This window comes from Dactylosporangium sp. CA-152071 (assembly GCF_050936335.1).
In the GTDB taxonomy this organism is placed as follows: domain Bacteria; phylum Actinomycetota; class Actinomycetes; order Mycobacteriales; family Micromonosporaceae; genus Dactylosporangium; species Dactylosporangium maewongense.
Map to the genome: position 1 here is coordinate 1,832,990 of NZ_JBNJMZ010000001.1, position 26,859 is coordinate 1,859,848.

At 72.4% G+C, this 26,859-nt stretch carries 24 protein-coding genes and 1 pseudogene; 15 read left to right on the forward strand and 10 right to left on the reverse strand.

Translation table 11 applies throughout. The annotated features are described in order from the left end of the window. Positions 1–222 precede the first annotated feature (222 nt). Complete coding sequence (locus ACQEVZ_RS07800; RefSeq protein WP_433363261.1) at positions 223–1,227, forward strand: zinc-binding dehydrogenase; 1,005 nt, start codon at positions 223–225, stop codon at positions 1,225–1,227. 703 nt (positions 1,228–1,930) lie between these two features. Here ACQEVZ_RS07800 and ACQEVZ_RS07805 read toward each other — a convergent pair. Then, a pseudogene (locus tag ACQEVZ_RS07805) lies at positions 1,931–2,551 on the reverse strand (phosphoribosyltransferase); the annotation flags it as partial. A 292-nt stretch (positions 2,552–2,843) separates the two neighbouring features. On the opposite strand from ACQEVZ_RS07805, the gene ACQEVZ_RS07810 reads away from it, so the two are divergent. After that, on the forward strand, positions 2,844–3,140 hold the full coding sequence (locus ACQEVZ_RS07810) for a hypothetical protein (RefSeq protein WP_433363264.1): 297 nt from the start codon (positions 2,844–2,846) through the stop codon (positions 3,138–3,140). Between the two features lie 73 nt (positions 3,141–3,213). Continuing rightward, positions 3,214–4,113 carry a universal stress protein gene (locus ACQEVZ_RS07815; protein WP_433363267.1) on the forward strand — a complete coding sequence of 300 codons (900 nt, stop codon included), beginning with the start codon at positions 3,214–3,216 and terminating at the stop codon, positions 4,111–4,113. A 43-nt stretch (positions 4,114–4,156) separates the two neighbouring features. Here the strand turns inward: ACQEVZ_RS07815 and ACQEVZ_RS07820 are convergent, their stop codons facing one another. Further along, positions 4,157–5,062: a universal stress protein gene (locus tag ACQEVZ_RS07820; protein WP_433363270.1), complete on the reverse strand. Its 906-nt coding sequence runs from the start codon at positions 5,060–5,062 to the stop codon at positions 4,157–4,159. Positions 5,063–5,327: 265 nt separating this feature from the next. Here ACQEVZ_RS07820 and ACQEVZ_RS07825 point away from each other — a divergent pair, with 265 nt between their 5' ends. After that, on the forward strand, positions 5,328–6,440 hold the full coding sequence (locus tag ACQEVZ_RS07825; RefSeq protein WP_433363273.1) for a glycoside hydrolase family 130 protein: 1,113 nt from the start codon (positions 5,328–5,330) through the stop codon (positions 6,438–6,440). 86 nt (positions 6,441–6,526) lie between these two features. Here ACQEVZ_RS07825 and ACQEVZ_RS07830 read toward each other — a convergent pair whose 3' ends face one another. Next, on the reverse strand, positions 6,527–9,100 hold the full coding sequence (locus tag ACQEVZ_RS07830; RefSeq protein ID WP_433363276.1) for an ATP-binding protein: 2,574 nt from the start codon (positions 9,098–9,100) through the stop codon (positions 6,527–6,529). A 544-nt stretch (positions 9,101–9,644) separates the two neighbouring features. Here ACQEVZ_RS07830 and ACQEVZ_RS07835 point away from each other — a divergent pair. The 7 genes from ACQEVZ_RS07835 to ACQEVZ_RS07865 all read left to right on the forward strand — a co-directional run bounded on the left by ACQEVZ_RS07835 (position 9,645) and on the right by ACQEVZ_RS07865 (position 15,080). Continuing rightward, positions 9,645–10,313, forward strand: coding sequence for a DUF4397 domain-containing protein (locus ACQEVZ_RS07835; RefSeq protein ID WP_433363279.1), 669 nt, complete (start codon positions 9,645–9,647; stop codon positions 10,311–10,313). Continuing rightward, entirely contained in the window at positions 10,310–10,726 is a 417-nt protein-coding gene (locus tag ACQEVZ_RS07840) for a class F sortase (RefSeq protein WP_433363282.1), read from the forward strand. Before ACQEVZ_RS07835 ends, ACQEVZ_RS07840 begins: the two co-directional genes overlap by 4 nt. 98 nt (positions 10,727–10,824) lie before the next feature. Beyond that, positions 10,825–12,015 (forward strand): MFS transporter, encoded by a 1,191-nt coding sequence (locus ACQEVZ_RS07845; RefSeq protein ID WP_433363285.1) that lies wholly within the window; start codon positions 10,825–10,827, stop codon positions 12,013–12,015. A gap of 21 nt (positions 12,016–12,036) precedes the next feature. Then, positions 12,037–12,777: a peptidylprolyl isomerase gene (locus ACQEVZ_RS07850; RefSeq protein ID WP_433363288.1), complete on the forward strand. Its 741-nt coding sequence runs from the start codon at positions 12,037–12,039 to the stop codon at positions 12,775–12,777. Between the two features lie 52 nt (positions 12,778–12,829). After that, the gene (locus ACQEVZ_RS07855; RefSeq protein ID WP_344511179.1) at positions 12,830–13,129 is read left to right on the forward strand and encodes a GlsB/YeaQ/YmgE family stress response membrane protein; all 300 of its coding nucleotides are present in this window, start codon (positions 12,830–12,832) and stop codon (positions 13,127–13,129) included. 66 nt (positions 13,130–13,195) lie between these two features. After that, on the forward strand, positions 13,196–14,377 hold the full coding sequence (locus ACQEVZ_RS07860; RefSeq protein WP_433363293.1) for an MFS transporter: 1,182 nt from the start codon (positions 13,196–13,198) through the stop codon (positions 14,375–14,377). A 226-nt stretch (positions 14,378–14,603) separates the two neighbouring features. Next, positions 14,604–15,080: a response regulator gene (locus ACQEVZ_RS07865; protein ID WP_344511175.1), complete on the forward strand. Its 477-nt coding sequence runs from the start codon at positions 14,604–14,606 to the stop codon at positions 15,078–15,080. Between the two features lie 336 nt (positions 15,081–15,416). On the opposite strand, the gene ACQEVZ_RS07870 is transcribed toward ACQEVZ_RS07865, so the two are convergent. Next, on the reverse strand, positions 15,417–15,929 hold the full coding sequence (locus ACQEVZ_RS07870) for a DUF2231 domain-containing protein (RefSeq protein ID WP_433363297.1): 513 nt from the start codon (positions 15,927–15,929) through the stop codon (positions 15,417–15,419). Between the two features lie 160 nt (positions 15,930–16,089). On the opposite strand from ACQEVZ_RS07870, the gene ACQEVZ_RS07875 reads away from it, so the two are divergent. Further along, complete coding sequence (locus ACQEVZ_RS07875; protein ID WP_433363300.1) at positions 16,090–16,752, forward strand: response regulator transcription factor; 663 nt, start codon at positions 16,090–16,092, stop codon at positions 16,750–16,752. Further along, complete coding sequence (locus ACQEVZ_RS07880) at positions 16,749–17,981, forward strand: sensor histidine kinase (protein ID WP_433363303.1); 1,233 nt, start codon at positions 16,749–16,751, stop codon at positions 17,979–17,981. Before ACQEVZ_RS07875 ends, ACQEVZ_RS07880 begins: the two co-directional genes overlap by 4 nt. 346 nt (positions 17,982–18,327) lie before the next feature. On the opposite strand, the gene ACQEVZ_RS07885 is transcribed toward ACQEVZ_RS07880, so the two are convergent. The 6 genes from ACQEVZ_RS07885 to ACQEVZ_RS07910 form a co-directional block, all read right to left on the reverse strand. After that, complete coding sequence (locus ACQEVZ_RS07885) at positions 18,328–19,485, reverse strand: multicopper oxidase domain-containing protein (protein ID WP_433363306.1); 1,158 nt, start codon at positions 19,483–19,485, stop codon at positions 18,328–18,330. A 556-nt stretch (positions 19,486–20,041) separates the two neighbouring features. Continuing rightward, on the reverse strand, positions 20,042–20,626 hold the full coding sequence (locus tag ACQEVZ_RS07890; RefSeq protein ID WP_433363309.1) for a GTP-binding protein: 585 nt from the start codon (positions 20,624–20,626) through the stop codon (positions 20,042–20,044). After that, complete coding sequence (locus ACQEVZ_RS07895; protein WP_433363312.1) at positions 20,604–20,903, reverse strand: DUF742 domain-containing protein; 300 nt, start codon at positions 20,901–20,903, stop codon at positions 20,604–20,606. The genes ACQEVZ_RS07890 and ACQEVZ_RS07895 overlap by 23 nt, the downstream gene beginning before the upstream one ends. A 149-nt stretch (positions 20,904–21,052) precedes the next feature. Next, entirely contained in the window at positions 21,053–21,535 is a 483-nt protein-coding gene (locus ACQEVZ_RS07900) for a roadblock/LC7 domain-containing protein (RefSeq protein ID WP_344511159.1), read from the reverse strand. Continuing rightward, positions 21,532–24,066: a sensor histidine kinase gene (locus ACQEVZ_RS07905; protein ID WP_433363316.1), complete on the reverse strand. Its 2,535-nt coding sequence runs from the start codon at positions 24,064–24,066 to the stop codon at positions 21,532–21,534. The genes ACQEVZ_RS07900 and ACQEVZ_RS07905 overlap by 4 nt, the downstream gene beginning before the upstream one ends. Next, positions 24,056–25,078, reverse strand: a complete 1,023-nt coding sequence (locus tag ACQEVZ_RS07910) for a hypothetical protein (RefSeq protein WP_433363319.1) — start codon at positions 25,076–25,078, stop codon at positions 24,056–24,058. The genes ACQEVZ_RS07905 and ACQEVZ_RS07910 overlap by 11 nt, the downstream gene beginning before the upstream one ends. A gap of 520 nt (positions 25,079–25,598) precedes the next feature. On the opposite strand from ACQEVZ_RS07910, the gene ACQEVZ_RS07915 reads away from it, so the two are divergent. Both ACQEVZ_RS07915 and ACQEVZ_RS07920 read left to right on the forward strand, forming a co-directional pair. After that, entirely contained in the window at positions 25,599–26,123 is a 525-nt protein-coding gene (locus ACQEVZ_RS07915) for a 2'-5' RNA ligase family protein (protein WP_433363322.1), read from the forward strand. A gap of 190 nt (positions 26,124–26,313) precedes the next feature. Continuing rightward, positions 26,314–26,739: an archease gene (locus tag ACQEVZ_RS07920; RefSeq protein WP_433376673.1), complete on the forward strand. Its 426-nt coding sequence runs from the start codon at positions 26,314–26,316 to the stop codon at positions 26,737–26,739. The last annotated feature ends 120 nt before the right edge of the window (positions 26,740–26,859 follow it).

The window sequence follows — 26,859 nt, forward strand, 5'->3', positions numbered from 1 at the left end:
CGGCGGCCTCCCCCGCCTGGCTGGCCCGCGCCACGTTCCAGCCAACGCTCATCATCGCCGAGACATCATCACGACGCCGCCGATGACGAGTCCGAAGAAGCCCGGTTGTTGATGCTCCAGGACAGCTTGGCATCGGCCGCGGCGAGCATGTCGCGGGTCCTGGCGTTGACCCGTTCGCCACCGTACGAGCTGGTCCGCGTCCCGGTGGGTCATCATGGCTGAATGGGCGACGACAGCACGGGCATGGCGGTGCGGCTGCACGGCGTCGGCGCACTGCGCGGCACCAGCGAGCCCCGGCCGGTCCCCGGCGACGGCATGAGCCTGGTGCGGGTCACCGCCGTCGGGCTGTGCGGCTCGGACCTGCACTGGTTCACCCACGGCGGGATCGGCGACGCGCAGCTGACCCGGCCGGTCGTCCCGGGTCACGAGTTCGCCGGCGTCGTGGCGGGCGGTCCGCTGCACGGGCGCCGCGTCGCCGTCGACCCGGCCATCCCGTGCGGGCGGTGTGCCAGGTGTCTGGAGGGGTACTGCAACCTCTGCCCCACCGTCCGCTTCGCCGGGCACGGCGAGCTCGACGGCGCGCTGCGCGAATGGCTGGCCTGGCCGACGAGCCTGCTGCACCCGCTGCCCGACAACCTCTCCGACACCGACGGCGCGATGCTGGAGCCGCTCGGCGTCGCGGTCCACGCGTTCGACCTCGGTCACCTGCGGCTCGGCGGGTCGGTCGCGGTGGTCGGCTGCGGGCCGATCGGGCTGCTGCTGGTCCAGCTCGCCCGGGTGGCCGGCGCGTCCCGGGTGGTGGCGATGGATCCCCTCGTACACCGGACGGAGGCGGCACGACGGTTCGGCGCCGACGAGACGGTGACGGCGGACGCGGCGGACCGCTTGGACGGCGTCGACGCCGACGTGGTGTTCGAGGTGGCCGGCAACGACCGGGCCGTGCATGCGGCGGTCGCCGCGGCCCGCCCCGGCGGCCGGATCGTGCTGGTCGGCATCCCGGACGAGGACACGACGACGTTCCCCGCAGGGGCGGCCCGGCGCAAGGGCCTGACGTTCGCGATGTGCCGGCGGATGAACCACGTCTATCCGCGCGCGATCGACCTCGTCCAGCGCGGGCGGGTCGACGTCGCGTCGCTCGTCACACACCGCTTCCCTCTGACCCAGGCCACGGAGGCGTTCCGCACCGCGGTCCGGCGCGCCGGACTGAAGGTCGTCGTCACGCCCTGAGCCCGGTGGCCTGCCGTAGGCCGTGCTTCAGGAACCAGCCGCGGGCCTGCCGGGCGGCGGTGGTCAGGGTGCCCGGCTCCTCGAACAGGTGCGTGGCGCCGGGCACGACGAACAGGTGGTTGGGGCAGCGCAGCTGGGCCTGCGCGGCCCGGTTGAGCTCCAGGACCCGGGTGTCGCGGCCACCGACGATGAGCAGGGTGGGTGCGGTCACCGCGGACAGCCGCCGCCCGGCCAGGTCGGGGCGGCCGCCCCGGGAGACGATCGCCGCGACGCCGGCATGCGGCTCCGCGGCCGCCCACAACGCCGCGCCCGCGCCCGTGCTGGCGCCGAACCAGCCGACCGGCAGCGTCGCGCACAGCGGGTGCTGGCGCACCCACGCGGTGACCTCGGTGAGCCGGCCGGCGAGCCGTTCGATGTCGAACACCTGCGCCCGGTCGGCCGCTTCGTCCGGGGTGAGCAGGTCGAACAGCAACGTGGCGAGCCCGCTCTGGTGCATCACCGCGGCGACGTACTCGTTGCGCGGGCTGTGCCGGCTGCTGCCGCCGCCATGGGCGAACACGACGAGTCTGTCGGCGCCGGCGGGCACGGTGAGGCGGCCGGGCAGGCGCAGGGTTTCCGGACAGGTGACGACCTGCTCGTCGTGCCAGTGCTCCTGGGCCGTTGCCGGGCGGCTCGCCGCCCTGTGGTGGATGAGCAGGTCGCGGACTTCGTCGTCGGTGGTCGGCGTGAAGTCCTCGTACGACTGGCCGACCGACGACAGCCTGCTCAGCGACCGGACGGAGACCAGCTCGTCGCAGTCGCGCAGCAGCGGTTCGATCGCCTCGGCAGGCGCGACCGGGACGGCGAGGACGACGCGGGCGGCGCCCCGGGCGCGGGCGACCCACGCGGCGGCCCGTGCCGTCGACCCGGTCGCGATGCCGTCGTCGACGATGATGACGGTCCGCCCCGCCAGGTCGATCGCCGGCCGGTCGCCGCGCAGCAGCCTCGCGCGGCGGCGCAGTGCCGCCAGCTCGGTCCGCTCGACCGCGGCCAGCTGCTCGTCGCCGATCCCGGCCAGGTTGATGACGCGCTGGTTGAGGACGCGCACGCCGTCCTCGCCGATGGCACCCATGCCGAGCTCGGGCTGCCACGGCACGCCGAGCTTCCGCACGACGATGACGTCCAGCGGGGCGTTCAGCTCTTCGGCGACCTGGGCGGCGACGGGCACGCCGCCACGGGGCAGGCCCAGCACCACGACGTCCGGGCCGCGCAGCCGGGTCAGCTTGCGGCCCAGTCGGCGGCCCGCGTCGACCCGATCGCTGAAGAGCGGGGTTGCGATCTTCATGATCCACCTCCAGGTGACAGCGGCGGCAGTAGTGGCCGACCGCCATCCGGACCTCGTACAGGTCAGTACGCGGCCCGCACATCGGCCTCACTCGGCCACCGTGACGCGGTGATGGCGGAGATCGTCAGGGCCGAAGGTCCCGTGCCGCCACCCCACCGCCGGGCGCGACGCAACGCGGCGCGGGCCGGCCGCTCGGGACCAACGGTGCTGGGCGCGCCAGGCGATCCGCGCGACGCTGGATACGACAAGCATCCCGCGACTCAGCCGCTCCTCAGAACGAGGATGGCATCCGATGAGCGAACGCACACAGAAGACGGCGGCCGACCGCGAGCGAGCCGATCTGGCCGGCTACGCCTGGGTCCGGCACGACTTCACCTGGCAGCACGCCCGGTCGTGGTTGTCCGGCAGGCCCGATGGCCGGGGGCTCAACATCGGCTACGAGGCGATCGACCGGCACGCCGCCGGCGAGCTGCCGGAGCTGCGTCACGTGCTGGTCGTCGGCGACGGTCCCGCGCCGGAGAGCACCGAGTCGTTCGCGGCTGCGATCGGCGCGGCGGCCGACTGGCTCTGCACGGCCGGCGCCGCGTGACCGCGGCTCCCCGGCCGCCACGCCGCGCTCCGGCGGAGGAACTCACCCCGTGGCACCGTCAAGGGAGGTCACCATGGTTGCCGAACACACCATCGTCGTCGGCGTCGACGGCTCCCCACCGAGCCTGGAAGCTGTCGACTGGGCAGCCGCGGAGGCGGTGCGCCGGGGCCGGCCGATGCACATCCTGAACGCGTTCCAGTGGCCGCCGCCGATCTACGCGCCGGTCGTCGCGCCGTCGCCGTCACCGTTCGAGCTCGGGATCCAGGAGGCGGCCGCGCAGATCGTCGCCGAGGCCGCCGACCGGGCGAGAGCGGCTGCGTCCGCAGTGCGGCTCACCACGGCCACCCGGCCGGAGCCGGCCTCGGTGGCGTTGCTGGACACCGCCAGGACCGCCGCCGAGGTGGTGGTCGGCAGCCGCGGCCACGGCGGCTTCGCCGGTCTTCTGCTGGGCTCGGTCAGCACGCAGGTCGCCATGCACGCCCCCTGCCCTGTCGTGGTCGTGCGGCACCTCGACCGCCCGCCCGGCCCGGAAGCGGGACGGGTCGTGGTCGGGGTCGACGGCTCGCACGACGCAGGCGACGCGCTGCGCTTCGCGTTCGAGCACGCGGCGTCGTGCGGCGCCGGCCTGACGGCCGTCCTGGCCCACCGGCGGGCGGGCTCAGCCGGCCGCCCCGACGACCCGCTGATCGTCGACGCCGACGACGTGGGCGAGGACGTGCATCGTACGCTGGCCGAGTCGACCGCCGGGTGGCGGGAGAAGTACCCGGACGTCGACTTCCGCACGATCACCGTGCGCGGCCGGGCCTCCGCCGTGCTCGTCGACCGGTCCGCCGGCGCCCGGTTGCTGGTCGTCGGCTCCCGCGGCCGTGGCGGGTTCACGGGGCTGCTGCTGGGCTCGGTGTCGCTCACCGCCGTCCAGCACGCGGCCTGCCCCGTCGCCGTCGTCCGCCAGGAGAAGCCCGGGCCGTCGTAGCGCGGCTCCCCGGTCCCGGCGACATGCCCGATCGTTCGCTCGACTACCCGCAGACGTCGCCGTTCGGCGCGCTCAGCAGCCGGTCCGCAGCGGCAACGACCGCCACGGGGCAGCCCGCGTCGCGCAACAGCCCGCTCGTGACCGGGCCGAGGATCCGCGCGCCGGTCTCGAGCCGGCTCCGCGCGGCCACCACCATCATGCAGGCGTCCCGTGTCAGGGCCGCGATGCCGTGCTCCACATCGGGGCCGTGAACGATGCACCGTTCGATCGGCACGTCCGGGTACCGGGCCGGCCAGCCGGCAAGCGCCTCCGCCAGGAGCCGCTCGGCCAGGTCGGTCGGCGTCAACCCGATCGACGGCGGCGCCGGCACGGACAGGCCCGCCAGGAAGTCGGACCGGTGCCAGTGCCGCGCCGTCGCGGCGTCGCTCAGGTGGACCACGCGCAGTGGCACGCCGCGGCGCGCTGCCTCATCGAAGGCGAACTCCAGGACTGCGTCGGACGCGGCGCCGCCGGCCAGCCCGGCCGTCACCGGGGCGTCCTGCGTCGCCGGCCGCGCCGGCACCACGAGCACTGGCACGGCGCTGCTGCGAGCCACCGAGCATGCCTCCGAGTCGCTGTCCGGGCGAGCCGCCGCCGAGGCCAGGACGACCAGCGACGCATGCGGTGCCTGGGCGACCATGGCGCCGGCGAGGTCGCCGCAGACCATCCGGGCGTCGACGTCGATCGACCGGCCCGCCAAGGCGACCGCCCGCATCATCCGGGCCAGTGCCTCGTCACGGGGCTGCCACCGCGCTTCGGGCCGCGCATCCGGGGGCGGCGGGGCGAACGCCGAGAACAGATGCAGCGGCTGGTCACGTAGCCGCGCCTCGACGGCTCCGGCCCGCACGGCCACCAGTTCGTCGTCGGCGTCGTCGAGGCCGGCGAGCACCGGCCGGGCTTGGACGGTCATGGCACGGCTCCTGTCATGTCGGCGGGGCTCACACCTCCCAACGTGCCACCGGCGCGGCGCCCGGGTCATGGCCGAACTACCCGCCGCCGCCGGGACGTTCGGCCGCTTTCCTCGGCGGTACGGCACCATCCGTGCTGGCCGTAGCATAGGGGCCATGCCGAGGAGATCATCGACGCTGAGGGGAGTCGGACCGTCGGCGAAGTCCAGGTGTTGTCGCCCTCGATGAGTGACCCGGGACGGCCGGACGCGTGCGACCGTGGGCGCTGTGACGACGCGCGACGTACGCTTCGGCGATGCGACGACCGGTGCCGTGTCGTTGGACCGTCCGGTCCTGCGGCATCCGGCCAATCCGATCCTCACCGCGCGACAGGTCAACGCCGTCTGGCGTGAGCCGCACCTTCAGGTGGTCACCGTGCACAACGCGGGCGCGGCGAGGCTCGCGGACCGGACGGCACTGCTGTTCCGGTCGCACCTGCGCTGCGGGATCAGCGTGCTCGGCCTCGCGGTCAGCGCCGACGGTGTCACGGACTGGACCGTGCACCCGCGGCCGGTGCTGTCGCCGGCGACCGAGCGGGACGTGTGCGTCGACGGCGTCGACCGGCGGCACCTCGTCGACACCGAATCCGGCGGCGTCGAGGACGCCCGGATCAACCCGGTCGAGGGCACGTTCGCGGTCACGTACAGCGCCTACCACGCCGGGATTCGCAACCGGGTGCGCGTGTCGCTCGCCCTCACCGACGATCTCACCACGTTCACCAGGCACGGTCCGATGCTCGATCGGGACATGCGCAACGTGGTCGTGTTCCCGGAGCGGATCGGCGGGCGGTACGTCGGGCTGTTCCGGCCCAACGACGTCGGTCCGGGCGACATCGGCGGCGTGTACACGCAGGTCAGGATCGGCTACGCGGACGACTTCCGGACCGGGCCGTGGGAGGTCGCCGACGAGCCGGTGCTGCGAACGGGCGTGGGCCCGAGCGCCTTCTCCGACAAGATCGGGCCGGGTGCGCCGCCGGTGCGTACGCCGCACGGCTGGCTCAACGTCTTCCACGGCGTACGCACCACGATGGACGGCAATCCGTATGTGCTCGGCGTCGCCCTGCACGATCTCGACGACCCGAGCGTGGTGCGCGTGTCGAGCATCCCGATCCTGTTTCCGTCGCGCGCCGACTGCCGCGTCCCCGACACCGACTACGTCCACGTGCCGAACGTGGTCTTCTCCTGCGGCCTGGTACGCGAGGCCGACGGCACGGTCGTCGTCTACTACGCCGGCAACGACACGGTCATGAACGTGGCCGTGACGCACGAGGACGTGCTGGCGGACCTGTGTCTGCGCTACGGCCAGGACCCTCTGACCGGTAGGTTGCTGTACCCCGTCTGACCGCGTGGAGACCGCCGGGCTTCGCCCCGCCGACCCCCTCGATGTCGGCGATGGACGGCGTTCGCTCGAAGCGTCGCGGAGCCGCGTCAGTGCGGCCGCGGGCCGGGGGCCTGCGCTGGTGTGTGGTCCAGGACGCGGGTGACGGTGCGCAGGAGCTGGTGGGCACTGACCGGTTTGGTGAGCAAGGTCGCGCCGGCCGGGATGGCGCTGCGGCTGGCGAGGATTGTTTCGGTGTATCCGGACAGATAGATGACGGGCAGTCCTGGTCGGGCGCGGTGCAGTGCGGCGGCGAGGGCGGGTCCGTGCATGTCAGGCAGGATCACGTCGGTGAGCAGCAGCGCGATGTCGGGGTCGACCGTGGCGAGCTGCTGGGCGTCGGTGACCGTGGCGGCGGACAGGACCGTGTAGCCGGCGTTGTGCAGGACGCGTTCGGTGATCGCGCGGAGGTTGTCGTCGTCCTCGACGAGCAGGATCGTCTCGCCGGCGCCCGGCCGGTGCTGCTCCGCCGGCGTGGCGTCCGGTTCGGTGAGGTCATCGGTGACCGGCAGCAGCGTGATGATGGTCGTGCCGTGGCCGGGTTCGGAGTAGATCTGTGCGTGGCCGCCGGCCTGGGTGACGATGCCGTAGATGGTGGCCAGGCCGAGGCCGGTGCCGTGGCCCTTGGGTTTCGTGGTGAAGAACGGTTCGAAGGCGCGCTCCAGGGTGGCTCGGTCCATGCCGGTGCCGGTGTCGCTGACCCGCAGCCGCATGTAGCGGCCGGTTCGTGCGCCCGGGTGCTGGGCGGCGTAATGCTCATCGACGGTGACAGGCGCGGTCTCGATGGTGAGGACACCGCCGCCGGGCATGGCGTCGCGGGCGTTGACGGCCAGGTTCACCAGGACCTGCTCGAGGCGGCCGGGGTCGGCGCTGATCGGCCACGGCTGCGCGGTGAGGTCGGTGATGAGGGTGATGTCCTCGCCGAGAGCACGCCGCAGCAGGGTGCCGAGGTCGGCGACGATGGTGTTGAGGTCCAGGACCCGGGTCTCGGGTGCGGGGTCGGCGCGGGCGAACGACAGCAGCTGCCGGGTGAGGGCGGTCGCGCGGTCACCGGCGGCGACGATCTCGGTCAGGTCGGCGTGCAGGGTGCGCCAGGCGGGGTCAGCGGCGGCGGCCGGCTCCAGGTCCGCGGCGGCCATGCCGGCGTAGCCGTTGATGATGCCGAGGAGGTTGTTGAAGTCGTGCGCGACTCCGGCGGCGAGCTGTCCGAGGCTTTCGAGGCGGTCGGACTGGCGCAGGCGTCGTTGCAGGTGCTCGCGTTCGGTGACGTCGGTGATGACGGCGCAGCGGACCTTCCGCCCGGCGAAGGACGTCAGGTAGGTGGTGACGCTGGTCTCGGTGATGGTGCCGTCGTGCTTGAGATGGCGCTGCGGCTGGTCACGTTCGACCGGCTCGGCTGCCGCGGTGCCGGCGGCCGGCACGGTGGGTTCCTCCGCCGCGAGCAGACCGGTGTAGGTCATCGTGAGCAGAGCGTCTTCGGGCCGGCCGTAGTACGCGACAGCGGCGGCGTTCGCGGCGACGATGTCGAGGGTGCCGGCGTCGAAGACCACAACGGGGTTGGGGCTGGCGTCGAACATCTGCCGGTAGTTGCGTTCGTGCTCCTGGGCAACTGCTTCGGCGCGGCGGCGTTCCCGCAGTTCCCGGTCGACGGTGGCCAGCAGCGTAGTGAAGTCCTCGCCGAGTTCGGCGACCTCCCGCGGGCCGGACACCGTGACGGTCGTGTCCAGGTTGCCGGAGGTGGTGGCGGTACGTACCGCGGTGCGGAGCCTGCCGATCGGGGCGGTGACGTGCCGCTGCACGACCATGGTGGCCAGCAGTCCCGCGAGCAGGCCGAGCGCCACGATCAGGGCCTGGCGCCGGGCCAGCCGGTCGGCGCCGGCCAGCGCGGCCGACCGGTCCGCGCCGGCCAGGACCTGCCAGCCGGCGCCCTCGACGGCCGTCCGGCCATACAACCGGGGCAGCCCCGTCACGTCGACCCCGGCACCGGAATCGACATCGGCCATCGCGAATCGGCTGTCGCGTACCGGGGTGCCGGCCCACCGCGACCCGTCGGGCCACCGCGTCAGCACGATCGAGCCGTCCTCGGTGGTGATCACGAATTCCAGGTGGCGGGGTCCGCCGAACAGATTGCCCGCCGCCGCGCCGAGGGCGGTCAGGTCGACGAACGCGGCCACCAGGCCGAGTCCGGGGATCACGGCGGTGACCAGGAAGGCGGGTCGTCCGGTGCGGTCGTCGCGGACCGGCGCCACGGCCTGCGGCGTGCGCACCGCGTCGGGCAGCCACGACGCCTTGGTGTAGGCGTTCGCCGGTTGGCCGTCGGGCGGTGGCCTGGACGAGCATGCAACGGTCCCGTCAGGGCGCAGGACGTCCAGGTGCCCGTCGTCGGCGCCGCCGAGGGAGAACGCCAGCCGGCAGGCGCTCGGGTCGGCGAACACCTGCGCCACGCCCGCGCTGGACGCGACGGACTCGACGGTGCCACGCACGACGGCGAGGTGCTCGCCGATCTGCCGCGCCGCCAGACGGGCCGCCGTCGACGCGTCCGCCCGGGCGGCGGACACCGCGTCGTGGCGGGCCTGCACCCACCCCGCACAGATTCCTGCGCCGGCCGTGACCACGAACAGCATCAACAGCCCGATCAGGTATGACCGCAGCGGCCATCGCCTTCTACGGCGCAAGGTCCTCACCGGTCCCGGTGGGGCCGCTACCGGGCGGGTCTCCCGCGTGCTCATATGGCGGCTACCTTCCCGGCATCCATGCCGGTCCGCCGCCCGGTTCGGAAACGGCAGATGCACAGCAGAGGCCAGTTCGCGGCCGATCACCCACCGCGCCGAGGGTGCGCCGACGCGTACTCGTCCAAGACGTTACGCCGTCCGCCGACCCGCATGGCCCGAATCAGGCGGTCGCGATCGCATCGCGCCGCCGCAGCCGTTTCACAACGTGAACACGGCCGTCGAGATTCGGCCTGCATGTACCAGTCGACCACGTCCGCAAGTGTGCGAGTGCGGCGACGCCCGGCTCGACCGCATCGAAGCAGGTACGTGTCGCGACCCCCGGCTGGATGCGATTCGTGGCATGTTCCACCGCCTGAATCCGCGACGCCCTCCGGCGCACGAAGGACCTGGCGACGGAGCAAGCCGCTCGCGTGTCCGGAACTGGAAGGGCTTCACCATGAGCATTCGTCTGACCTTGCGCCGCATCGCCGCCGGAGCCGGGGCGCTCGGCGCCGTCGCCGTGGCCACGCTGCTGGTCGCGTCGCCGGCGCACGCCGCCGGGTCGAGCAAGGTGTCGGTGGTGCACGGGATTCCGGGCCAGCCGGTCGACGTGTACGTCAACGGCAAGAAGACCCTCGACAACTTCCAGCCGTCGAAGGTCGCCGGGCCGCTCGACCTGCCGGCCGGCAAGTACGACATCGTCATCGTCAAGCCCGGCGACCCGGTCACCAGCCCCGTCGTCAAGGTCGACCAGGCGGCCGTGCCCGCCGACGCGAACATCAGCCTGGTGGCGCACCTGACGGCCGACGGCAAGCCGACGCTGACCCCGTTCGTCAACGACACGAAGACCCTCGCCCCGGGCAAGGCCCGGCTGGTCGTGCGGCACACGGCGGCGGCGCCGGCCGTCGACGTGCGGGCGGGCGGCCAGCCGGTGTTCAAGAACCTCACCAACCCGAACGAGGCCAAGGCCGACCGGCGCCGACGGTCGGAGCGGCCGGCGCGGCGGCGCTCGCCTCCGCGACACCCTCCCCGTCCGGCGGCGGTGTGCCGATCGTCGCCGGTGCGCCGCCGTCCGCGGTCGCCGCGGTGCCACCGGCCCGGCTGCGCATCGGGAAGCTCGGCGTGAACGCGACCGTGAACCCGGTCGGCGTGGACGAGCGCACCGGCGACTTCGCGGTGCCACCGAGCGTCGACGTCGTCGGCTGGTACAGGTACGGGCCGGGGCTGGAGGCCACCGCCGGGTCGATCGTCATCGCCGGCCACGTCGACAGCGCCCGGCAGGGTGGCGGGGCCTTCTTCAAACTGCGCGACCTCGGCCCGGGCGACCGGATCGACGTCACCGGCGGCGATGGCACCGTGCACCGGTTCGGTGTCGTGGCCCGCGAGATCCACCCGAAGACGGCGATCCCGCTGCAGCGGTACTTCGCCCGCGACGGCGCCGTGCGACTCACCCTCATCACCTGCGGCGGCCCGTTCGACAGCGCGACCAGGCATTACCGCGACAACGTCGTGATCACCGCCCAGCCGATCGCGACCTGACCAGATCTTGCCGGTGGTGGTTGTCGGTTTCAGCCGGTCGCCGTTCGTCATCCAGGTGGGGGCCCGACCGGGGTCCGTTCCGGGAGTGGGTGGCGTGCATGACCGTCAGTGACCAGACCATCATCGATCAGCCAGCAGTGAGGACGCCGGGGCGGTGGGCCGTGACCGCCGTGTTCTTCCTCAACGGGCTCACGCTGTCGACCTACATCGTGCGGGCGCCCTCGATCAAGGACGCCCACCAGCTCAGCGACGGACAGTTCGGCTTCACCGGGCTGCTGTTCGCGGGTGCCGCGCTGGCCTGCATGCAGTTCGTCGGGCCGCTGACCGCCCGGGTGGGGGCCCGGGCGGTGCTGCGCGTGACCCTCGCGGTCATGCCGCTGCTGCTGGCCGGCATCGCCGTCGCGCCCGGACCGTGGTGGTTCACCGCCCTGGCGACCCTGCTCGGCGCCGTCCACGGCACCACCGACGCGGCGATGAACACCAGCGCGGTCGCCGTCGAACGCCGGGCCGGGCGCCCGGTCCTCAACGGCTGCCACGCGGCCTGGAGCATCAGCGCGGTCGTCGCGTCGCTGTCCACCGCCGCCCTGGCGCACGCCGGGGTCTCGCTCGCCGTCCACCTCGTCACCGCCTGCGCCCTCCTGCTGGCCGCCGGCCTCGCGCTCGGACCCCGGCTGGTGCCGGAGAACGGGCGCGGGGAAGCCGACGTCGGCGGCGCGGCCGGGCAGGACGGCGCCGCCGGCCCGCGGACCGGCTGGAGCGGCGCCCTGATCGTGCTGGGCCTGACCGCCACCGCGATCATGGTCTACGAGGGTGCGGTGCTCGGCTGGGGCGGCATCTTCCTGCACCAGGAGCGGCACGCCGGCCTCAGCCTGGCCGCGGCGGCGATCACGGCGTACACCGGCGGCCAGACCGCGGGAAGGCTGGTCGGCGACCGGCTCACCGGCCGCTGGGGCGGCAACACGCTGTTCCGCCTCGGCGCGGCGATCGCCGCGGGCGGCTTCGCGTTCGCCGTGCTGACGCCGCACCCGGCCGCGGCGGTGGCCGGTTTCGCCCTGGCCGGGCTGGGTGCCTCGGTGCTGATCCCGCTGACCTTCAGCGCGGTCGGCCGGCTGCGGGGCGCTCCGGCGGCGACCCTGATCTCGCGGCTGACCACGTTCACCTACACCGGGATCCTGCTCGGTCCGGCGCTCATCGGCTGGGTCGCCGATCAGGTCGGTCTCGCCGTCACGATGGCCGCGCTGATCCCGCTGCCGCTCGTCGTCGCCCTGGCTCCCCGCCCGCCGGCCTGATGGGTGTCGTACTGTGCACGCATGATTCGTCGACCGCATGGCCTGCTGAGCGCGGCGGTGACCGTGTCGCTGCTGGCCGGGTGCACCACGGCATCGTCGCCAGGGCAGCAGTTCGGTCAGCGGATCGCCCCATCCGCGGCATCGTCATCGCCGTCATCGTCGTCATCGTCGGCTGCCGCCGGCGCGTGCCGGTGGTCGCCGGTCGCCGCCGGCAACCAACCGGCCATCAAGGACGTCGGCACACCGCCGGCCACGGTCCCCGGCGGCAGCAAGGCGACCATGACGCTGACCACCAACCTCGGCGTGGTCGAGATCGCGATGGACGCCAAGGCCGCCCCGTGCGCGGTGGCCAGCTTCGCCTACCTGGCCGGCAAGAAGTTCTTCGACGGCACCGCCTGCCACCGCCTCACGACGGCCGGGCTGTTCGTCCTGCAGTGCGGCGACCCGTCCGGCACGAGCACCGGCGGCCCCGCGTACCAGTTCGCGGAGGAGAACCTCGGCACCCAGCCCGGCTACCGCCGCGGCTCGGTGGCCCTGGCCCGCGCCCAGGAGCCGGGGACGAGCGGCAGCCAGTTCTTCATCAACTACGACGACAACCCGATGCTCCCCGCGGACTACACCCGCTTCGGCACCGTCACCAAGGGCATGGACATCATCGACAAGGTCGCCGACGGCGGCGTCAAACCCGGCGGCAGCAGCCCGGACGACGGCGCCCCGAAGGTCGGCATCGTCCTGCGACAGGTGACCGTCGTCTACGGCTGACTTGCGCGGCTGCGGCACAATGCGAGGCGGATCGGGACGAGGAGGTCGCTCGGTGAGTGCACAGGATTACGTGTCCGCGATCGTGTTCGGTGCGGTCATCGGTGTCGTCGCGCGGATCGTGCTGCCGGGCCGGCAGCCGATCGGCCTGATCCTCACCGTGCTGATCGGGATGGGTGCCGCCGTCGCCGGCACGTGGGCCGCCGACCGGTGGGACATCAGCAGCGACAAGGTCCTGGTGGTGGCCGGTCACCGGTACGACTGGCTGGTCATCGGCGTGCAGGTCGCCATCGCCGTGGTCGGTGTCGCCATCGCCGCGCTGCTGGCCCGCGCGTTCTCCTCGGATGACGACTGAACGTCCGCGAGTCGTGGATCACGTTCGGAGGCGGAGCCGGCCCGGGCCGTGACAGAGTCGGTGCCGATGCATCCGCGTACCGAACTCGTCGCCACGTTCGCCCTGGCGGCTCTGGCCTTCATCGTCGTCACCGGCGAGACCACCCCGATCGGGCTGATCAGCGACATCGCCTCTGGTGTCGGTAGCACCGAGAGCCGGGTCGGGCTGACGGTCAGCTGGTATGCCCTGGTCGCCGGCGGCACCGCGGTCCCGCTGACGCGGTGGACGGCCCGGTTCGACCGCCGCTGGGTCCTGGCCGCGAGCACGGCGGCGTTCAGCGTCGGGCACGTCGCGACCGCCGCCGCCGGCAACCTCACGGTCCTCGCCGCCGGTCGCGGGCTCGCCGCGGTCGGGCACGGGCTGTTCTTCGCGCTCGCCGCACCCACCGCCCAGCGCCTCGCCCGGCCGTCGACGCGGGGGCGCGCGGCCGGGCGGGTGATGGTCGGCGGCTCGGCGGCGCTCGTCGTCGGCACGCCGCTCGCCACCGGCCTGGGCCAGCTCGCCGGATGGCGGGCCGCCCTGCTCGCCATCGCCGCGGTGTCGCTGCTGCTCGCCGTGGCCGTGATCTTCCTGGTGCCCTCCGTCGCGGACGAGCCCGGCACCCTCGCGGACCATCCCCGCCTCCCCGAGGTGCTGCGGCTGCCGGGCCTCGTCCCCGTCCTCGGCGTGCTGCTCGCCACGGTGGTCGGGCACTTCGCCCTGTTCACCTACGTAGCCCCGTTCGCGGCCGAACGACTCGGTTTGCACGGCACCACCTTGACCGTGCTGCTTCTGGTGTACGGCATATGCGCGGTCATCGGCAGCAACCTCGGCGGCCGGCTCAGCGACACCCGCCCGATCACCGGCACCCGCGCGGCCTCGGTGGTCTTCGTGGTGGCGCTCGCCGGCGTCTGGTCGGCGGGTCTGGCGGCGGCCCCGTACGCCGGCGTGCCGATGCTGCTCGTGTGGGGCGGCACCTTCTCCGTCCTCGTGGTGGCGACCTCCCTGGCGGTCCTGCGGCGCGCCCCGGGCCGCGCCGCCGAACCGGCCAACGCCGTGTACGGCATCGTCTTCCAGATCGGCATCGTCTCCGGCTCGGCCGTCGGCTCATGGTGCTACGCGGCCGGCTCGGTGACGGCGATCCCACTCGTGGCCATGGCCGCCGGCGCGGTCGCCGTGGCCCTCGTCGCGATGTCGGGCCAAGCCTTCCGCGCCGCCGACCCCGGCTGAGCCGCGCTGACAGCGGGTGGGCACCGGAAAGTCCCGGCGGTCGACCGGCGGCGCGGGTTTCCCGGTCCGGGTCTTCGGGCAGTGCTGCAACGGTGCCGTACTGTACCGCTGTCAAGGTCGCCGGCAGCGCGGGCGCGCTCGTGAGCGGTGCCTCGCCTCGCTACGGCCGGCCCTGATGCTCCGACCACGCCGCCCGGCGGCCGACCAACCAGCAGAGAGCACCGCGATGCCGACTGAGCGTTCCGTCCTGCAGGTCCTGCTCGTCGAGGACGACCCCGCCGACGTGGCACTGATGGAGAGCGTCTTCGAGGATCACAGCATCCGCAGCGAGCTGCACCACGTGGCCGACGGCGGGGAAGCCTTGGCGTTCCTGCACCGGGAGGAGCCCTACACCGACGCACCCCGGCCCGATCTGATCCTGCTGGACCTGAACATGCCGCGCGTCGACGGCCGCCAGGCGCTCACGCTCATCAAGCAGGAGGACAAGCTCAAGTCGATCCCGGTCATCGTGTTCACCACGTCGTCGACGGAGAGCGACATCGCGGCCAGCTACTCCCGCAACGCCAACGCGTTCGTCACCAAGCCGATCGACCTCGACCAGTTCGAGCGCGTCGTCGCCGAGATCCGCAACTTCTACGGCCACACCGTCACCCTGCCCAGTCGCGTCTCCGACGTCAGCCGCCTCGACGCTGACGACGAGTAGTCCGGCCCGGCGATCCGGCCCGCGTTGGGCGACCAGGCGACCGAACGTTGTCATCACGCTGGTCGTCCCATCTCGATGGTGGTTGGACGCGCCTCGGCGTTACCGGACCGGTGCAGCAGCACGGCAGCCAGACCGCAGAGGACGGCGCCGAGGCAGTACGGCAGTCCCGGCCGCAGGTCGAAGGCGACACCGACCTGCGGCCACCCCTGGCGGGTGCATGCATCACACAGGCCGGCCTGCCGCCGTCCGGCATCCGGCGCGAGAAGGCTCGACCAACCCGACCACGCCGACCGACGTGAACGGGTGAGCGACCGCTTCGGCACGCCTGCCGGGCGATCAGTCGCCGTGGCGCCCGTCCCGGCTGACGGTGCTGAACGTGCCGCTCCATGATGCCTTCGCCCCGGAGTCGCCGATGCGGTACGTGTCGAAGACGGCCCAGCCGGCGATGACGACGGCCAGCGCGACGACCGCCCTGGTGATCGGGGCCGACAGCGGCGCCAGGTAGGTGCGCCGGGTCGCCGGCGACGTCGTCTCCCGTTGCCGCCACCAGATGGCCAGGGCCAGGATGGCCACTGGGAGGGCGGCCCAGATGGCGGTGTCGCCGAGCTCGGTGTGCCGGTCCAGCAGCGCGGTCTCGCCGACCCGGTGCTCCAGCCACTCGCCGGCGCTCGTCGTGACGGGAACAAGGGCGACGACGAGCGCGGACAGGATCGCGTTCGGGCCGGCGAAACGGCGGCGGGCCGCGGGCCAGGCGGCGGTCAGCACGAGCAGCAGGGCGGCGAGTGGAAGCAGCACCACAATGGCGTGTACGAGCAGGATGTGTGCCGGCAGTCCGTTGACCGTGCCCATGGGGATTCCTTCCGGAAACGATGGCCGCGGTGACAGGAGTTCGGTGTCATGCCCCACGGCTCACGACCCGGCAGATGCTATGCAGCGAATCTTCGAACTTTCCCATCTCCGGCGGAGAAGCTGGACCTGTGGCCGGGCAGGAGAGGAGTACGGAGCGGGCATGAGCGCTGCGAGGGTGCTGGTGGTCGAGGACGACCGTGAACTCGGCCCGCTGCTGCTGCGCCTGCTCCGCAGCGCCGGGTACGAGCCCGAACTCGCACCGGACGGCCAGGCCGGCCTGCATCTGGCGCTCACCCGCCAGTACGACGCGATGATCCTGGATCGGGGGCTCCCGGCCATCGAGGGCCTCGACCTGCTCGGCCGGCTGCGCAGGACCGGAGTGACCGTTCCGGCGCTGGTGCTGACCGCCCTCGGGACCGTGCCGGACCGGGTGACCGGACTCGACGCCGGCGCCGAGGACTACGTCGTCAAGCCCTTCGAGGTCGACGAGCTCCTCGCTCGCGTCCGGGTGCTGCTGCGCGGGCACTCCCGGTCGGGGCAGCATCTGATGGTCGGGGATGCGACGTTCGACCTGATCACGAGGACGGTGACCGCTCCGGACGGGTCCGTCGTGGCGCTGTCCGGCCGCGAGAGTGACCTGCTGCGGCTGCTGGCCCGGAACCCGGCGCGGGCGTTCACCCGGGAGGAGATCGTGCAGCGGGTGTTTCCCGAGGCCGCCACCGTCGCGCTGGTCGACACGTATGTGCATTACCTGCGACGCAAGCTCGGGACGGCCGCGGTCGCCACCGTCCGGGGTGTGGGCTATCGGCTCGGGCGCGGATGAAGCGCCGGAGCACCGCCGGGACTGATCCGGACCAGAACCTGCTGTCGCGGGCACGCCGTGTCATCGCGGTGCAGACCGCGGCCGCGATCACGGTGAGCCTGCTGGTCCTCGGCGGGCTGGCGTTCGCCGTGGTGACCCACAGCCAGAACGCCGCCTCCATGGCGCTGCTGCGGCAGACCGCCGCGCACGCGGAGGATGTGAACGATCCACCGCCGGACGGGTGGATCTTCGTTCAGGAGTCCGGCGGTGGTATCAGGGCCACCACGGGCGCACCCACGCAACTGCCTGACCGGGGTGCGCTCCAGCGTGTCCGCGCCAGCGGAGTGAGCGAGATCAGCACCATCGCCGGCAGCGAGGGCGGCTACCTGACCCTGACGCTGCCGCGAGGAACCCAAACCGTGCAGGTGGTCCTGAGCCGGCACGAGCAGCACGAAGAGCGGGAGCGGCTGCTCGGCGCCCTCGTCGTCGGCGAGCTTGCCGGCCTGCTCATCGCGCTGCTGTCCGCGGCGTTGCTCGCCCGCCGTGCCACGGCACCCCTGGCGGACGCCCTCGCCCGGCAACGGCGGTTCGTCGCCGACGCGAGCCACGAACTGCGCACCCCGCTGACCCAGCTGCACACCCGGGCGCAACTGCTCCAGATGGACCTGCGCGCCGGCGCGGACGTCACGGACGTCACCACCGACGTCGACCGGCTCGTCACCGGCACCCGGCACCTCGGTGAGGTGGTCGAGGACCTGCTGCTGTCCACCCAGCTCAGCCGCCGCGACGACGCCCGCGCTCCGGTCGACCTCGAGGCGGTCGCCGCGGACGTCATCGCCTGCCACGCCGATCGCGCCCGGGGACAGGACGTCGAGCTGGCCCTGCTGCCCGGCACCGGGGCACCCTCGACGGTCCCCGGCCACGAAGCCGCCCTGCGGCGCGTGCTCACCGCCCTGGTCGACAACGCCCTCAGCCACACCCGGCAAGGCGGCCACGTGAGCCTCGAACTCGGCGCCGACGGCGCGTTCGTCACCGTCGTCGTCCGGGACGACGGCACCGGCTTCGACCCGGCCGACGCCGAGCGGCTGTTCGCCAGGTTCGCGCGGGGTCATGGCGATCACCGCCGCTTCGGGCTCGGCCTCGCCCTCGCCCGGGAGGTCGTCACCGGCCACGGCGGCACCATCGAGGCGTGGGGCCGTCCGGGCGAAGGCGCCGCCTTCACCATCCGTCTCCCCGCAGCGGCGGAGTAGTGCATGGCATCAGCCGTTCCCGCACCCGCGGCACCTGCATCGCACAGCGTCAGCGCCTGCGGAGCCACGACAGCAAGCGGACCGTCGGGGGCTTGGCTTCGCAGGCGCACCGCTGGGACCGGGGTACGCCGGCGAGGACGGTGTCGACGTGGTTGCCGCATCCGGTGTAGGTGGCCTTGCCGCAGGTCTTGCAGGTGGCGCGTTGACACATGGCAGCTCCTGATGTTGTGAGAACTGGCCGCACAGGCTACTAGGGTCCTCCTCAGCCGCTCCGGTACGTGGCGCAGGGTGCGGTGGGGGTCCGGGGCCGCCGGTCCTCGACGCTGAGGCCGGCCGCCCCGGGCCGTCAGTTGTGCACGTGGGTGCCGTCGTCGGTGGCGGGTACGGCGGCTGCTGCCGGGGCGGCGGCGTGCTGGTGGTCCATGCCGGACGGCATGTTCCCGTTCTCGTCCAGCACGTGCAGCATCGTCGACATGCCGGCGTCGGAGTGGAACTGCATGTGGCAGTGCAGCATCCAGTGCCCCGGTCCGACCGAGTCGCCGGCGACGAAGCTGACCCCGAACGACTGGGCCGGGCCGAGCACCTTGGTGTCGATGATCGGCACGGAGTCGGCGAGCGGCTGCCCGTTGCTCACCACCCCGGTCCGGGTGTCCGCCCAGGAGTGCCCGTGCAGGTGGAAGGTGTGCATGTCGTTGCCGGCGCCGACCACCACCAGCTCCACCCGCTCCCCCTTGCGGGCGACCAGGCAGGTCGGGCCGGGCTGCGGGTTCACCTCCGCGCAGGTGTCGGTGGCCGCGCCGCGACGCAGGTTGATGCTCTGCTGGTTGCCGAAGACCACCGTGTAGGTGCGGTCCGGTTTCGGGTCGCCGGGGCGGCGGACCACCAGGCCGCCGAAGAGGCCGGCGGCGAGTCCCTGGGTGCCGTGCGGGCCACCCACCACGTGGTCGTGATACCACCAGTACCCGGCGGTGCCCTGCGCCCCGGTCTTGGTGTTGCGGGGCTGGGCGTACCAGGTGTAGGTGCGGGTGCCGCCCGGCGGGACGTACGACCCGCTCTGCACCGTGCCGTCGGACTCCTGGGTGTACTTGACCCCGTGGACGTGCAGGGAGACGCCGAGCGGGTGGCTCGGGTTGGTGCGCAGCGCCGCCAGGGTCGCCTCGGGCACCTGGTTGTGCAGGGTGATGGCGAGGCACTCCCCCTCCATCATCTCCATCAGCGGGCCCGGGTAGGACGCCGTCTCCGGGGTGAGGCCGTAGCCGATCCGGGTCTGCGTGCCGTCCTTGGGCAGCTCCACCGCGTACAGCTGGACGCTGCGGTCAGGCTGGGCACAGCCGTCCGGACGCTCGGCGAACATCCCGGTCTGGGCGGCGGCCAATCCACCGGCGCCGACCAGGCCGACCAGCATCACCGCCGCGACGACCAGGTACCGTCCGACGGCACGCGGACGCTCGGGGGCGGGCTGCGGCTCCGCCGGCTCGTCCTCGACCAGGCGCCACGCCCTCATCGGGCACCTCGCAGCAGGGTACGGCGATCGATCCTGTTCCTTGCCATGGTGCATTCCCTTCGTTCAACAGCAGATGCCGCCCAGGCCGCAGGCGGTCAGCGGGGCGATCCGTTCCGGAGGCTGATGCCGTCGTTCTCCGGGCAGGCGTGTCCGCCCGGCCGGTGCGGCGCGGGACGAACACGGCGCACGGGGGTGCGTCAGGCAGGGGAACGGGGCGACGCGGGTGCGGCACGCCCGGAGGGAAAGCGCGCAGCGAGTGGGGTGCCGTGGTGGTGCTGCGATGACGTCGCGCCGGAGTGCCGCCGGGATCCCGCGATGCGGGGCGGCACTCGCCCGTCAATGCATAGCCGTCACGGTATCGGTCGCCCGTACCAAAAGAAATAGCCGCGCCATCGAAAGTTCGTTCTACTTAGATCGAACTTTTGCCCGGGCAAGCAAAAGCCCCTCCACTCGGGTAGCAGTGAAGGGCAGTGCATCTACATCAATAGCGAGGGGCGGGTGGCCGGCGTTACCGCGCCGACGGTCGTCGCCGGGCGCCTTCGTGCAGAACCTCCGCCTATGAATGGGAACCGCTGACGGCCCGGTCCAGGGCCCGGTCGAGAACCACGAGCAGCGCGTCGCGCACCGACAGGCGCTCGCGGGCGTCGAACTCGATCACCGGCACGTGGTCGGCGACGGCGAGTGCCCACCGGACGCTCTCCAGGTCGTTGGCGAGCACGCCGTCGAAGGCGTTGACCGCCACCACGAACGGCAGCCCCGACTGCTCGAAGTAGTCCACGGCCGGGTAGCAGTCGTCGAGGCGGGAGCTGTCCACGACGACGAGCGCGCCGAGGGCGCCACGGACGAGATCGTCCCACATGAACCCGAAGCGCGCCTGGCCGGGCGTGCCGAACAGGTACAGCTTGAGCGTGCGGTCGATCGTCACGCAGCCGAAGTCCATCGCGACGGTGGTGGTCACCTTGTTGACGCGGTGCCCGGGGTTGTCGATGCCGACCCCCGCGGAGGTCATCTCGGCCTCGGTGGTCAGGGGAGGAATCTCGGAGATCGCGGCGACCGTCGTGGTCTTGCCGACGCCGAAGCCACCGGCGACAACGATCTTGACTGGAATGGGTGCTGCGTCAGGAGATCGCACGGAGTCCATGGATTACTCGCAAGATGACGTCGGGACTGTGGACGGGGTCGACCTCGAGCTGGTGGATGTCCAGAAATCCGGCGGCGCACAGGTCGCCGACGAGGATCTTGGTCACGCCGAGATGCAGGTGGGCCTGAGCGGAGATCTCGGCGACCGACACCGGGGACACGCAGGTGGCGAGGATCGCCTGGAGCTCGGTCGGCATGGACCGCGCGGCGTCCGGTGGCGCCCCCGGCCGGATCGTCACCTGCGTCTCCAGGTTCACCGCCGGGTCGTCGCCCTGCACCCGCCCGGCCGTCAGGACGTAGGGTCTCGGGTTGTCCGGTGCACGGTGCGCAGGACGGTTCCACGCTGCCGGCGGAGCCGGTGAGACCGGCGCGACCGGTGAACGCAGATACGGCCGGATGCCGGGCGGCTCCTGCCCGGGCGGCACGGTCACCGCTGGACCGCGTTCTTCAACTCGGCGATGAGCTGCGGGGTGAGCGCCGCGCCGGCCCGGCTGGCGAAGAGCGTCATCTCGTATGCCACCGTGCTCAGGTTGGCCGCGCGGGTCGCGATGACACCGAGGACCGACCCGGCGCTGATGGCGGTGATCAACAGGTAGCCGTCGACCAGGTCGACGATGACCCGGTTGAGCCCGCCGAGGTTGTACGAGGCGGAAGCGCCGCTGGCGAGGCTGGTCATCCCGGAGACGATGGCGGCCAGGCGCTCCGCGTTGGCCCGTTCCTTCGAGGCCGACGCAGCCATCAGCAGGCCGTCCGCGGACACCGCGATGGCCTCCACCACGCCGGCGGTGCCGGACGTGAACGAGTCGAGCAGCCAGTTGAAGGTCTGCACCTCCGTGCTCATCGGTGCGGCGTTGAACGGCCCACCAGAGGATTGGCGGGGCGTGCTGTCCTGGATGAACGGACTCGTCATTGTGATGATCCTTCTGATCTGACCTCGCGCAGTGCGCGCAGGACGCCGGATTCGAACTGCTCGACAAGGTTCAATGCACTGTCGGGATCGTGGGACGGCTGGCTCTCCACCAGGTGGAGCCCCGGTCTCGGGATGGCACCGGGGTCCCGCAACGTGGCACCCGGCACCCGTCTGCTCAGGTTCCGATCGGCGGTGGCCGGCCGCACCGGCGTCGACTGGAGCTGCGGCGTCGGCGGGAGCGGTGGCGTCTGGTCGACCGGGGGTGCTGTGACGTCGTGCTGCGCTCGGCGTACACCATCCTCGAACGCCTCGACGAGTGCCTGCGCGCTGCTCGGATCGGGAGGGGCCGCCACGGACTGCGCCGTGTTCCTGGCAGCCTGACTGTCGGCCGGCAGCTGCGCCCCCGGCACCCGCCGGCGCAACGCTTGCCCCTGCCGCGATGGTTGCCCCTGCTGCGCAGGGATCTCAGCGGTGGCGGCGGCATCCGGCGGTGCCACGACAGCGGCGATGGCCGGCGGCGACGCAACGGCGGCGATGGCCGGCGGCGGCGCGGCGGCGAGCGCGTGCGGCGCGGCGAACGCGTTCCACGGCTGTCCGCCGTCGATCGAGTGGGTGGCCCGGGTGAATGCGCCGATGTCGATGACCGAAGCGATCGTCTCCCGCGGTTGCGGGACCGGCGCGGCCGAGCCGTCCAGTAGCTCCCGCCCGACGACGACGGTCGCGGTGACGCCACCGCCGGGCGTTTCGCTCAACGACACCTGCAGCCCGTGCCGACGGGCCAGCCGGCCCACCACGAACAGGCCGAGCACCTCCGTCGGGGCGAGGTCGATGCGCTCGCGGCGCTCCAGCCGGGCGTTCTCGACCGTGAGCCGCTCGGCCGGCATGCCGATGCCGTGATCGACGATCGACACCCGCACGTCGGTCGCGCTCTCGCCGGCGGTGACGGCGACCCGGGTGTGCGGCGGCGAGTTGGAGGTCGCGTTCTCCATCAGCTCGGCCAGCATCAGGACCAGGTCGCTGATGACCGCGGGCGCCAGCATGATCGTGCCGGTGAGCTGCACGTCGACGCGGTCGTACTCCTCGATCTCGCCGAGCGCCAGGCGGACCGCGTCGGCCAGTGCCAGCGGCGCCAGGTGCGGGTTGGTGCCGGTACCGCCGGACAGGACGACCAGGCTGCTGGCGTTGCGGCGCAGGCGGCTGGCGACGTGGTCCAGCCGGTACAGCTGCCGCAGCCGGTCGGGCTCCGTCTCGTCGCGCTCCAGCTGGTCGATGAGGCCGAGCTGCCGGCCGACGAGGTTCTGCGTGCGGCGGCCGACGTGACCGAACATCTGCGCGACGTTGCGGCGGCTGGTCACCTGCCGCTCGACCAGCTGCGCCGCGGTCTGCTGCACGCGCTCGAAGGTCCGGGCCAGGTCGCCGATCTCGTCCCGGCCGCCGACGGTGATCCGCTCCAGGCGCACCGGCTCGGGCGCGGCGGACTCGTCGTCCGCGACCCGGACCAGCTCGTCCTCGGTGACCTGCGCGACGCGGGCGGCGGAGGCCGTCAGCAGGGTCAGCGGCCGCGCGACCGTGCGCGCGATCGCCGTGCTCAGCAGGATGACGAGCAGCAGCAGGACGAGCATGCCGGCGCTGAAACCATACGCGATGGTGGTCTGCCGCCGCTCCTGGTCGGCCATCGTGGCGGTGACGTCGGTGACGATCCGCTTCTCCACGAAGCGGCCGAGCGCGATGTAGGCCTCCAGCGACGGGAACAGCGTGGCGACCCGCAGGTCGGCGATCGCCCCGGTCGGGTCGGTCTCGACGTTCTCCACGAAGCCACCGCCGACGCGGGAGGCGAACGCGGCCGTGACCAGACCGTACAGATCCACCTGTTCGGGGGTCCCGGAGGCGGTGAACCGGTCCAGGTTCGGCTGCACGGCGGCGGCGTTGGCGAGGTACCTGGCGAGGTCACGCTGGGCGCGGGTGGCGACCATGACGGTGATCAGTGCGGCGCCGGCGCTGTTGCCCTCATCGACCCGCAGCAGCGCGTCCAGCGCCAGGAGCTGCCGGCCCTCGACGGTGGTCGCGTCGGCCGCGTCCATCAGCCGCAGCGCGTCGATCAGCCGGCCGATGACCGCGGTGAACTGGGTCAGCACCCCCTCGACGTCGGCGCTGCCGGCCACCAGCGAGGCACGCAGCCCGGCGAGCGACTTCACGTCGTCGATCGCTTCCGCCACCTCCGGTGACAGGTTGCCGGCGTAGTCGAGCTTGAGGTTGGTGACCCGGTCGGTGACCGCCGCCGTCTGCAGCAGCAGCCGCGAACGGCCGACCACCTGGACGAGGTGTCCAACCGCCATCAGCCGTTCCTGCTGCAGGTCCTGGACGAGCGCACCGACGTCACCGGCGACCCGGGCGGTCCGCGCGGTGTCCGCCGCCCGCCCGGCCTGCCCGACCCGGTCGACCACGACGACGACCGTGAGCAGCACGATCGCGACCAGCGGGGCGATGAGCAGGACCGCGAGCTTGCCGCGGATGCGAAGCCTAGCGAGCACCGGTCGGCTCCCGGCGCCAGGCGGGGACCACGTCCCCGGCCGGTTGGGGGGCCGGTGGGACGGGTGGGTTCGCGACCGGTCGACGGCGGGGCCGGGCGAGCCGCACGGTCAGCGGGACCAGCGCCAGCAGCACAGCCACCGCCAGGGTGACCGCCGCCGTCTGTCGCTGCCGGTCCAGGTCCTCGATCCGGGCGCCGATCAGCAGGTCGAGCTCGTCCAGAATCGTCGCCGCCAGCTCGGACGCGGCCGTCTGGACCTCGTTGCGGACGTCCCGCAGCGCCGCGGTGTTCACCGCGGTCCGGCCGTCGACCGGCACCGTCGTCGCGGTCAGCGTCTCCATGCCGCGCCGGAACCGGTCCAGCCGGCTCAGCAGGTTGCCACTGAGGGTCCGGCTGCTGGTGCCGTCGACCGCGGCCTGCAGGCCGGCGGCGAGGTTGTTGGCCGGGTAGGTCACCGCGTCACGGGCGTTGAGCAGGTTGGCGGCCGTGCCCGCCGGGTCGTTGCGGGGCCGCCCGGCGGCGATGACCGCCAGATCCATGAACCGGCCGGCGGCCACCACGGCCTCGGGCAGCTGCTGCGCCGCGCCTTCCTGCAGGTAGGACGCGTCGATGTCCTGCTCGCGGGTCAGCTGCGAGTTGTCGCGGACCTCCTTGTACAGCGCGAGGAGCAGGTCGGTCGCCTCACCGAAGGTGCTGAACGCCGCGGCGGGGTCGATGACGCCCAGCGCCGCCAGCGCCTCGATCTTGGCGCGCAGCCCGGACCATCGCTCGTGGGTGCGCAGGTCCCCGCCGAGCCGGGCGTCGACCGAAGCGGTGGCCTCGACCACGCGGGTGACCGTGTCCCGCGGGAACGGGCGCCCCGAGACCGCGGCGGACTGCGCGTCCGTCAGGGCGATCGTGAGCTGACCGAGGCTGTGGAGGTACTGGATGCCGTTGCGTTCCGACTGGGCGAACCGGGTCCGCTCCCCGACCGAGCCCCAGACCTGGTCGAAGAGGAGCGTGGTCGGCGCCATCAGGGCGAATGCCAGCAGGCAGTGCAAAAGGACGGCGATCAATGAACGGGATCGCGTCGCGTGTTGTGCCATCGTCGGGGCCTCCGGCTACGTGCCAAGGTGGCGGCCACACGCTGTGACGAGCCGTCGCGGTGCGTTCTGTTGACGGCCCGGCCGTGCGCCGGTCGCAGAGGGTAGACCAAAGTCCCCGAGCCGCCGGGCGATTGAACCGCACAATTTCTCGGTAAAGCGTTCCAAATTCGGACCGTGCGGCAGCACTCACGAATAGCGACCGAAAATTGTCCGTTCCCGTACCGCTCTGCGGCCCGGAATACGATTTACGCCCAATGCCGGTGGTGTCGCGGCATCGGGCAAATCTCCTGGTCAGTTCGAATTATCCCGCAAAGGTTGCCCCTCATCGACGCAGAGTTTCATCGAAACATCAACAATAAGGAATTATTGTAGTGCCAACCCGATGGGCAGCGGTCCGGTGCGGCCCGACACGTCCTCGTGGCGGAGAAGAGGGAGCTACCGTCGAGCGGTGGCCTTGGCTGTCTGCTTGCTCTTCGACGGTCGCGCCGAGCGTGCCCTGACGAAGCTGTGGGACAGGCTCGAGGAGCAGGGCGTCGCGACACTGCGCTCGCACACCCACGGGATGCATCATCCCCATCTGTCGTACGTCGTGCTGCTGCGGTGGGATCTCGACGCCGTCCGCGACACCGTGGCGGGGCTCCCGGACCGAGGCGGCTTCGAGGTCACCTTTGACGCGCTGGGCGCCTTCCGGCGGGGCCGGATCTGCCTCGTTCCCGCCGTGCCGGCGGACCTCATCGCGCGACAACAGGGCGTCGTCGAGGCGATCCGCGCCACGGGTGCGCTGGTACACGCACACTATGAGATCGACGCGTGGCTGCCACACTGCTCGATCGCCCCGCGCGCCCGGTCCGAGCGGTTGCCCATCGTCGCCACCACCGTCTACGGCATCCTCCCTCTCACCGCCCGGATCACCCGCGCTGCGCTCATCGACAGCGCGACCGGGCAGCTGTGGCCGCTGCCGAACGTGCCCTGACCGCCGACGGATCGTACGATTGCCTGGGTAGCCGGGTGCGTCAGCTGGTCACCGTCACTGCGGGCGCGACGGCTGGCCTTGAACGACGCCGAGCTGTGAGGACGGCGATGAGCCGGCTGGCTGCGACCATGAAGCGCACTGGTGCGTGGTCGATCTGCCCGGCACGGCGGGTGGCGGGTTGGAGGCTGTGATGGCTGAACGGCCGGCAGCGGGGCATCGGAGCGTTCCGCACACCGCGGACGTGCGGATCGAGGCGTGGGCGCCGTCGCGGGAACGCTGTGTGGTGGAGGCGGTCGCGGCAACGGTGGGCAACTTCGCCGAGGTGTCCGGCGTTGCGCCGACCGCGACCGTTCGGTTCCGGGCCGGACCCGGCCCAGACGCCGACCTGCTGGTCGCGGTGCTCGACGAGGTGATCTATCTGATCGACACCGCTGGCCGGCTTCCGGTCGCGGCGCAGGTGGAGGCCGGTGACGGCAGTCTGGACGTGCGGTTGTCGATGGTCGACGCCGACCGGGTGGAGTTGGTGGGCGCGGTACCGAAGGGGGTCTCGCTGCACGAATTGTGGTTCGGCTGCGAAGGGGCCGGCTGGTCGTGCTCGGTGACCATCGACGTGTGAGCGCAACGAAGCAGGTCAGCCTCGGCGCCTCTTCGGCCGGACCGCAGGAGAAGTCGCCGCGCACAGCGATGTTGCCGCCCGCCAGCTGCCGTAGCAGGTCCTGGCACACACCGACCAGCC

Bases quoted from the DNA above. Each gene is read 5' to 3' on its own strand.
- ACQEVZ_RS07800 (WP_433363261.1), top strand. From the start codon at position 223: ATGGGCGACGACAGCACGGGCATGGCGGTGCGGCTGCACGGCGTCGGC.
- ACQEVZ_RS07850 (WP_433363288.1), top strand. From the start codon at position 12,037: ATGATTCGTCGACCGCATGGCCTGCTGAGCGCGGCGGTGACCGTGTCG.
- ACQEVZ_RS07920 (WP_433376673.1), top strand. From the start codon at position 26,314: ATGGCTGAACGGCCGGCAGCGGGGCATCGGAGCGTTCCGCACACCGCG.
- ACQEVZ_RS07865 (WP_344511175.1), top strand. From the start codon at position 14,604: ATGCCGACTGAGCGTTCCGTCCTGCAGGTCCTGCTCGTCGAGGACGAC.
- ACQEVZ_RS07835 (WP_433363279.1), top strand. From the start codon at position 9,645: ATGAGCATTCGTCTGACCTTGCGCCGCATCGCCGCCGGAGCCGGGGCG.
- ACQEVZ_RS07870 (WP_433363297.1), bottom strand. From the start codon at position 15,929: ATGGGCACGGTCAACGGACTGCCGGCACACATCCTGCTCGTACACGCC.
- ACQEVZ_RS07820 (WP_433363270.1), bottom strand. From the start codon at position 5,062: ATGACCGTCCAAGCCCGGCCGGTGCTCGCCGGCCTCGACGACGCCGAC.
- ACQEVZ_RS07890 (WP_433363309.1), bottom strand. From the start codon at position 20,626: ATGGACTCCGTGCGATCTCCTGACGCAGCACCCATTCCAGTCAAGATC.
- ACQEVZ_RS07830 (WP_433363276.1), bottom strand. From the start codon at position 9,100: ATGCTGTTCGTGGTCACGGCCGGCGCAGGAATCTGTGCGGGGTGGGTG.
- ACQEVZ_RS07845 (WP_433363285.1), top strand. From the start codon at position 10,825: ATGACCGTCAGTGACCAGACCATCATCGATCAGCCAGCAGTGAGGACG.
- ACQEVZ_RS07880 (WP_433363303.1), top strand. From the start codon at position 16,749: ATGAAGCGCCGGAGCACCGCCGGGACTGATCCGGACCAGAACCTGCTG.
- ACQEVZ_RS07900 (WP_344511159.1), bottom strand. From the start codon at position 21,535: ATGACGAGTCCGTTCATCCAGGACAGCACGCCCCGCCAATCCTCTGGT.
- ACQEVZ_RS07875 (WP_433363300.1), top strand. From the start codon at position 16,090: ATGAGCGCTGCGAGGGTGCTGGTGGTCGAGGACGACCGTGAACTCGGC.
- ACQEVZ_RS07810 (WP_433363264.1), top strand. From the start codon at position 2,844: ATGAGCGAACGCACACAGAAGACGGCGGCCGACCGCGAGCGAGCCGAT.
- ACQEVZ_RS07885 (WP_433363306.1), bottom strand. From the start codon at position 19,485: ATGAGGGCGTGGCGCCTGGTCGAGGACGAGCCGGCGGAGCCGCAGCCC.
- ACQEVZ_RS07910 (WP_433363319.1), bottom strand. From the start codon at position 25,078: ATGGCGCCGACCACGCTCCTCTTCGACCAGGTCTGGGGCTCGGTCGGG.
- ACQEVZ_RS07815 (WP_433363267.1), top strand. From the start codon at position 3,214: ATGGTTGCCGAACACACCATCGTCGTCGGCGTCGACGGCTCCCCACCG.
- ACQEVZ_RS07860 (WP_433363293.1), top strand. From the start codon at position 13,196: ATGCATCCGCGTACCGAACTCGTCGCCACGTTCGCCCTGGCGGCTCTG.